Genomic DNA, 7,270 nt, shown 5'->3' with positions numbered 1-7,270 from the left:
GGCTCTTTCTTTTTGGCATCAAAAAGAAACAAAAAATGCCGGCTGAAAATTTTTCTTTAAAGGTCAGTGGGGTGGCTGGGTCAGCAGAATACGAAAAATTTGTTAGGCCGGATTTAAGTGGAACGGGGATACGGTGCTGTGGCCTAGCTGGGTGGAAATGTATAGTATCGCAAATATCTTATTAGTAAGCAATTGCAAAATAACGTCAATGGTAGCTTGTCGAAAGACAATTTTTGATTTAACCATAAAAGGGTCTTCGACAGGCTCAGACTGACAAGTAAAGGAAATATAGAGTTGTCAACTTTCAGGCCGTTTGGCTATAAAAGTTGACAACTCTTTTTTATTAATACTCCCTGGCCATTAACTGATCTGTAAGCGTTAAAAGATTCGCTTTGCGCTCATCGCTTACATTAATCTGCGCAAATACAGCTAAAGCTTTGTTGAGGTAATTGTTCATGCTTTCTTTAGCAATATCCTGAATATCCAAAGTATCGTATACCTGGCGCACAGTATCTACTTTTTCCTGCACATTAAATTCTTTGTAGCCTGTCCAGGTATCTAATGATGCCCTGGTTTCTCCATCGGCAAGTTCGAAAGCTTTTAACAGCAGGAAGGTTTTTTTGTTGGCTATAATATCGCCACCTACCTGTTTTCCGAATTTTTCAGGATCAGCATAAACATCTAAAATATCATCCTGTAACTGAAAAGCAATGCCGATATTTTCGCCAAACTGGTAAATTAAGTCTGCATCTTTTTCTGAAGCTCCCGCTATAATGGCACCAAGCTTTAAGGCACCACCCAAAAGCACTGCTGTTTTTAACCTGATCATGTTGATGTATTCTTCAATACTCACATCATCACGGCCTTCAAATTCCATATCTAACTGCTGGCCTTCGCAAACGCCTTGAGCGGTTGCATTAAAAGTGTTTAGTACTGGGCCAAGAAAAGCCGGATTCACCTTCGCAAGGTTTTTATTAGCTTCCACCATCATCACATCGCCACTTAAAATGGCAATATTGGTGCTCCATTTTTCGTGTACGGTGGCTTTCCCTCTACGGAGTGGTGCATTGTCCATAATATCGTCATGAACAAGCGTAAAATTATGAAAGATCTCAATGGCCATAGCGGCGTGGATAGATTCGTTTGCATCTCCACCAAACAACTCTGTCGCCATTAAAACCAATAGTGGTCTTACCCGTTTCCCACCCAGATTAATGATATAAGTAATCGGATCGTAAAGCTGTTTAGGATGATTCGGAAACTTTAAATTTTGTATTGCGGTATCTAAAATTTGTTGTAATTCTTCTGTAGTATGCATTGTAATTATTGCGTAAACACTGTGTTTAAGGCACAATTTTAAATTTTAATCTGGAATTAAGGTGAAATCGATTTGACGTTTAGAAAGATCTACTTTTTTCACCCTGATCATCACTTCATCACCCAGCTGGTATTTTTTCTTTTTGCGTTGACCTACTATGCAGTAATTTTTCTCATCAAGCACATAAAAATCGTCTGATATGTCCCTTAAACGGATCATGCCTTCACATTTGTTCTCTTCTATCTCAACATACATACCCCATTCGGTAACACCCGAAATAATGCCTTTATATTCCGTACCGATATTGTTTTCTAAGTATTCGGCCTGTTTGTATTTAATAGAAGCACGTTCAGCATCTGCAGCTCTTTTCTCCATTGCCGAAGAATGTACAGAGGCCACTTCGTAAAATTCCATATCAGCAGATTTACCTCCATCTAAATAAGTCTGTAAAAGCCTATGCGCCATTACATCCGGATAACGGCGGATAGGGGAAGTAAAGTGTGTGTAATATTCAAAAGCCAAGCCATAATGACTGGTTTTTTTAGTAGAATAAATCGCTTTTGCCATTGATCTGATGGCCAGAGAAGTTAGGATATTCTGTTCTTTCTTGCCTTCTACATCGGCCATTAAATTGTTTAGTGATTTGGCAATTTCTTTATCCGATTTGGTATTGATTTTATAACCGAAACGTGAAGCAAAGGTTGCGAAAGTATTCAGGGTTTCCATATTTGGCGAATCGTGCACACGATAAACAAAGGTCAGTTTGTCTTTCCCCTTAGTTTTCTTGGCTATAAACTCGGCAACTTTACGGTTGGCCAAAAGCATGTAATCCTCAATCAGTTTATGGGCATCTTTACGCTCTTTTACATAAACACCAATTGGTTTGCCAGCTTCATCCAGTTTGAATTTAACTTCAGTACTTTCGAAACTGATGGCCCCGTTTTTAAATTTACGCTCGCGAAGGATATAGGCTAATTCGTTCAGTTTCAGGATTTCTGCTGCATAATCACCTTCTTTGTTTTCGATTACTTCCTGAGCCTCTTCATAACTAAATCTTCTGTCAGAATGAATTACTGTTCTGCCATACCATTCTGATTGAATATTGGCCTGCTCATCCAGTTCGAAAACGGCTGCAAAACACAATTTATCTTCATGTGGACGTAATGAACATACCCCATTACTCAAACGCTCTGGCAGCATCGGGATCACACGGTCTACCAAATAAACCGAAGTGGCACGGCTGTACGCTTCTTTATCGAGATCGGTTCCCTGGATTACATAATGTGAAACATCGGCAATATGAACACCAATTTCATGGTTTCCATTCGGTAGTTTCTGATAAGAAATGGCATCATCGAAATCTTTCGCATCTGCAGGATCTATCGTAAAGGTTAGTACCTTTCTAAAATCTTTTCTTTTGGCAATTTCAGCTGTTGGTATTTCTTCAGGAATGGCATTGGCTTCACGCTCTACCTGAGGGGGGAATTCTAAAGGAAAACCATACTGTGCCAAAATAGCATTCATTTCGGTATTGTTCTCGCCCTGGTTACCCAGTACATGTTTAACAATCCCAATAGGATTTTTAGCACTTTCTGGCCAATCTGAGAGGGTTACTAATACACGCTGACCGTTTTTGGCTTCGTGGATATCGGCCAATGGGACAAAAATATCGTGCATCATTTTTTTGTCGTCCGCAATTACGAAGGCAAAACGATCTGATATTTTGATTACACCTGTAAAATCTGATTTTGCCCTTTTGATGATTTCGACAACTTCACCATCATTTTTACGACCGCTTTTCTTCGCAAAAACATAAGCTTTTACGGTATCACCATGCAACGCATTTTTAAGTTTTCGTGGAGCTACAAAAACATCTTTCTCAAATTCATCTTCCGGAACAATATAAGCTGAACCATCGGCAGTCATATCAACCGTACCGATAATAAAGTTTTGCAGCTCTTTAAGTTTAAATTTACCTTTTTCTGGTTCTAAGAAAATGCCAGTACTTTTCCCTTCTTTTAAGATCTCGAGAATGGTTTCTCTTGATTCTTGATCGTTCAAATTTAATTTGGCCGAAACCTGCTTGTAATTAAGCAGCTGATTATTGTTTTTTTCAAAAACATCACTAACCAATTGATTCAGAACCAATTTTATATTTGCCGATTTTTTCTTTGCCATATGCTAAACTGAATTTACCGAAGATACAGAAAAGATGCTCAGGATGGAAAATATAGGGCACAATATGTAAAATGGATGATGGTTTATGGTTCATTGGTTCATCGGTCATTGGGTTTTTATTGGTACAGCAAACAGGTTACCTGCTGATGGTTTAATAGCTCATAGTTGATAGCCAAGGCGGGGGTAGAGAAAATTGCTATTGACTATCAAGGATTAACCAAATAAATAATATTCCAGATTAAACCTTATTTCTAACCTTCATTCCTCCTTATGGACTATGGACTATGGACTAACCTAATCTCCATGTAAGTGATTTTCTTCCGCTCGGCAGTATAGCTCAAATGGATGTTGCCGCTTCTATCCTGGATAATGGCCGGATAGCTGTATTCGCCTTTGCTATGGTTTTCGAGTGTGTAAATATCCTGCCAATTTTCGCCATCGGTTGATATGGCCAGTTTTAATACTGATCTGCCTTCCCACCAGTTTTTACCGGCTGTTAGCGGATTGTAAACCAGTAATTGCCGACCATCTTTCAGGGTTACGGCATCGCTACCAGAATTTGGATTAGGCAATTGGGTAGCCTTAAGTTTTGACCAGGTTTCGCCATTATTTTCCGACCAGCTTTCTACAATCGCATTCTGCCTGCTTCTGCATAATAACTGTAACCTTCCATTTGGATAGGTTAAAATAGAAGGTTGGATTACGCCGAAAGTATCACAGTTGAGATTGATCTTTTTCCAGTTTTTACCTTCCGCATCTGATTTTTCAATATGGATGGCCCATGTTTTTCCATCTAAACTTTCTGTACTTGAGGGATAAAGAATTGTTCCGTTTGGTAATTGAATCGGTTTATTTTTGATTGGCCCTAAGAAATCTTTAGGCAATTTCTGTGCTTTAGACCATGTTTTTCCATTATTAACAGATGTTTTATATTCTGCCCACCAGGTTCTGGGATTTGCACCGACCTTATAATGTAAAAATAAAGTGCCGTTTTTTGTTTTAAAAAGCACAGGATTCCAGCAGGCAAATCTGCTGCTATCGTTTATTATCCCATTTGCGATTTCGATTGGTTGGCTCCATTGTGTCCCGGTTTTTATTGACGACCAGATGATTACGTCTTTACTTCCTTCGTGTTTGCCGCCAAACCAGGCGGCCATTAGTTTTCCTTTGCCCAAATCAACCAGGGTTGAGGCATGACAGGCCTCGAATGGCGCCTTTTCAAAAATAGTAGTCGACTGAATGATTTCTACTTTTTGCGCATAAACGTTTAAAGAAAGAAAAATTAGTGCAAAAACAATTGAAAAATATTTAAGCATTTTTTATTATTGGTGTCCTGGTATAGCCGCGATCAGCTTTTGGGTATAAGCTGCTTTTGGCGCATAAAATATCTGCTCTGGAAAACCTTCTTCTTCGATTTTTCCTTTATTCATTACTAAAATACGGTCTGAAATATGCTTTACAACCGCCAGATCATGAGAAATGAATATATAAGTGAGTCCGAATTCGCGTTGGAGATCTTTGATGAGGTTTAAAACCTGCGCCTGCACGGAAACATCTAAAGCAGATACCGATTCATCGCAGATGATAAATTTAGGTTGTAAAGCCAAAGCCCTTGCGATCACTACACGCTGCCTTTGTCCGCCACTAAATTCATGCGGATACCGGTTAAAATGCTCTTCTTTTAAGCCAACTTTATCAAGCAATTCCAGTACTTTTTGTTTACGCTCGTTATCGTTACGGTATAATTTATGCACCTGTAATGGCTCTAAAATCGATTGACCGATGCTTAATTTAGGGTTTAATGAAGCGTAAGGATCCTGAAAAATAATCTGAATATCTTTCCTTAACTTCCGTAAGGCTGTTTTGTTGATGTGTGTAATGTTTTCTCCATTAAAAATGATTTCACCATAAGTAGGCTGTATCAGCCGTAAAATGGTACGGCCGAGAGTGGTTTTGCCACAACCCGATTCGCCAACCAGACCTAAGGTTTCACCAGGAAAAACCTCAAAATTCAACTGGTCAACAGCTTTAACATAACCAGTCGTTTTGCCAAAAAGACCATTATGGATAGGATACCAGGTACATAGGTCTTTAATCTGAAGTAAAGGTTTCTGGGTATAAAGTTCCGCTCTCCGTGTGGCTATTTCTGCTGTTGTTAGTTGGTTTGAAGCCTGTAAATGTGCTGAAGCATCATCAATTTTTCCGGTAAGGAAATCGGCCACCACCGGTAATTTTTTTAATTGTAGACTAGGTGAGGGGCGACAGGCAAGCAAACCTTTGGTGTAGGGGTGTTGCGGGTTTTCGAAAATAGATTTTGCCGGACCTTGCTCTACGATTTCGCCTTTGTACATTACGGCAACCTCATCGGCAATTTCATTTACTACGCCTAAATCGTGCGAGATAAAGATCATTGCCATGTTCCGTTCCTGTTTCAGTTTTAACAGGAGCTGTAAAATTGTTTTCTGAACGGTTACATCTAGTGCCGTGGTGGGTTCATCGGCTATTAATAATTTTGGATCGCGGCTTAAGGCCATGGCAATCATTACCCTTTGCTTTTGTCCGCCTGATATTTGGTGTGGGTAACTATCAAATATTTTTTCTGGTCGGGGCAACTGCACTTCGTTAAACAGTGCGATGGTATGTTTTTTGGCTTCGGCTTTATCTACCTTTTGATGTAACATGATGGCTTCTGCCACTTGGTATCCGCAGGTAAAAACGGGGTTGAGCGAAGTCATGGGTTCCTGAAAAATCATTGAGATCTGGTTTCCCCTGATCTGGCGGATTTCGTTTGAGCTGAGATTGAGCAGGCTAATGTCTTCAAAATCTATTTCTCCGGTAATTTTTGCGGCACGTTCATCATGCAAGCGCATAATAGAGAAAGATGTAACTGATTTTCCAGAACCAGATTCGCCAACAATACCCAAAACGGTTCCTTTTTTTACATTAAAACTGATCTGTTTTACCGCATTAAACCAGGTTTTTTCTTCCTGGTTATAAAAATCGATATTTAAATGCTCAACGTTTAACATTAGGTTACAATTGTAATGTTTTCTGCCGGAATTATATTCATACCTTTAAATTTTAACAGTACCTGGGCGGTAGTAATTACATCTTTCTGGCAATAGGTAATAATTCTATCGAGATTTTTTTCTTCATAATAAACTTGTCTTACCTGCGCGCCGTTGATATCATCTTTAGGTGTAGGAATATCTAAAATAGCGGCTAGCAGGTTTAAAGAAGTAAAATGTTTGTAATCGCCAAATTTCCAGAGTTCCATCGTATCGATATGATTTACCTCCCAAGGTTTTTTACCTGAAAGCTGCAATTGAACCGGAATTTCTATGCCGTTAACCAATAACCTTCGGCACAAATAGGGGAAATCGAATTCTTTTCCATTGTGCGCACAGAACATTAAGGTAGGCATTTGTTTACTCAATAAAGCAGAAAACTGTAGCAGCATTTCTTTTTCATCGTGGCCAAAAATAGATTTGATGCGAAAAGAGCAGGATTCGTCCTGTACATTGAAAATGCCCATGCTAATGCAGATAATCTTACCAAATTCGGCCATAATGCCTGCTTTTTCATAAAATTCTTCAGCAGTTTGATCTGAACTTCTTTGGTAATGTGTTTTCTGCTCCCAAAGTTCCTGGAAATGTGGGGGTACATCTTGAAAAGATGGATATTGAGGTACAGTTTCGATATCGATAACCATTACCTGATTGAGATCTAACGCCTTTAACATATATAGATAGTTTTCAGTTAACAATTTACAAT

Annotated in this window: 6 protein-coding genes; 1 reads left to right on the top strand and 5 read right to left on the bottom strand. The window is 39.1% G+C overall.

Features of this window, described 5'->3' with window-relative positions; genetic code table 11:
- Positions 1-185 (top strand): hypothetical protein (locus AW17_RS24680; RefSeq protein WP_029277880.1); only part of this gene is annotated, 185 nt, incomplete at its 5' end.
- 158 nt (positions 186-343) lie between these two features.
- On the opposite strand, the gene AW17_RS15250 is transcribed toward AW17_RS24680, so the two are convergent.
- The 5 genes from AW17_RS15250 to AW17_RS15230 all read right to left on the bottom strand — a co-directional run bounded on the left by AW17_RS15250 (position 344) and on the right by AW17_RS15230 (position 7,238).
- A complete protein-coding gene (locus AW17_RS15250; protein ID WP_029277878.1) occupies positions 344-1,318 on the bottom strand; it encodes a polyprenyl synthetase family protein in 975 nt (324 codons plus the stop codon).
- Between the two features lie 45 nt (positions 1,319-1,363).
- The gene (gene rnr / locus AW17_RS15245) at positions 1,364-3,496 is read right to left on the bottom strand and encodes a ribonuclease R (protein WP_029277876.1); all 2,133 of its coding nucleotides are present in this window, start codon (positions 3,494-3,496) and stop codon (positions 1,364-1,366) included.
- A 275-nt stretch (positions 3,497-3,771) separates the two neighbouring features.
- Positions 3,772-4,812 carry a sialidase family protein gene (locus AW17_RS15240; protein ID WP_029277874.1) on the bottom strand — a complete coding sequence of 347 codons (1,041 nt, stop codon included), beginning with the start codon at positions 4,810-4,812 and terminating at the stop codon, positions 3,772-3,774.
- 6 nt (positions 4,813-4,818) lie between these two features.
- Positions 4,819-6,525, bottom strand: a complete 1,707-nt coding sequence (locus tag AW17_RS15235) for an ABC transporter ATP-binding protein (protein ID WP_029277872.1) — start codon at positions 6,523-6,525, stop codon at positions 4,819-4,821.
- Positions 6,525-7,238, bottom strand: a complete 714-nt coding sequence (locus tag AW17_RS15230) for a 3'-5' exonuclease (protein ID WP_029277870.1) — start codon at positions 7,236-7,238, stop codon at positions 6,525-6,527. Before AW17_RS15230 ends, AW17_RS15235 begins: the two co-directional genes overlap by 1 nt.
- Positions 7,239-7,270 lie beyond the last annotated feature (32 nt).

This window comes from Pedobacter borealis DSM 19626, from assembly GCF_000708285.2.
GTDB classification, from domain to species: Bacteria; Bacteroidota; Bacteroidia; order Sphingobacteriales; family Sphingobacteriaceae; genus Pedobacter; species Pedobacter borealis.
Note: the sequence above shows the minus strand (reverse complement) of the source record. Positions and strands in the feature narration are given on the sequence as shown.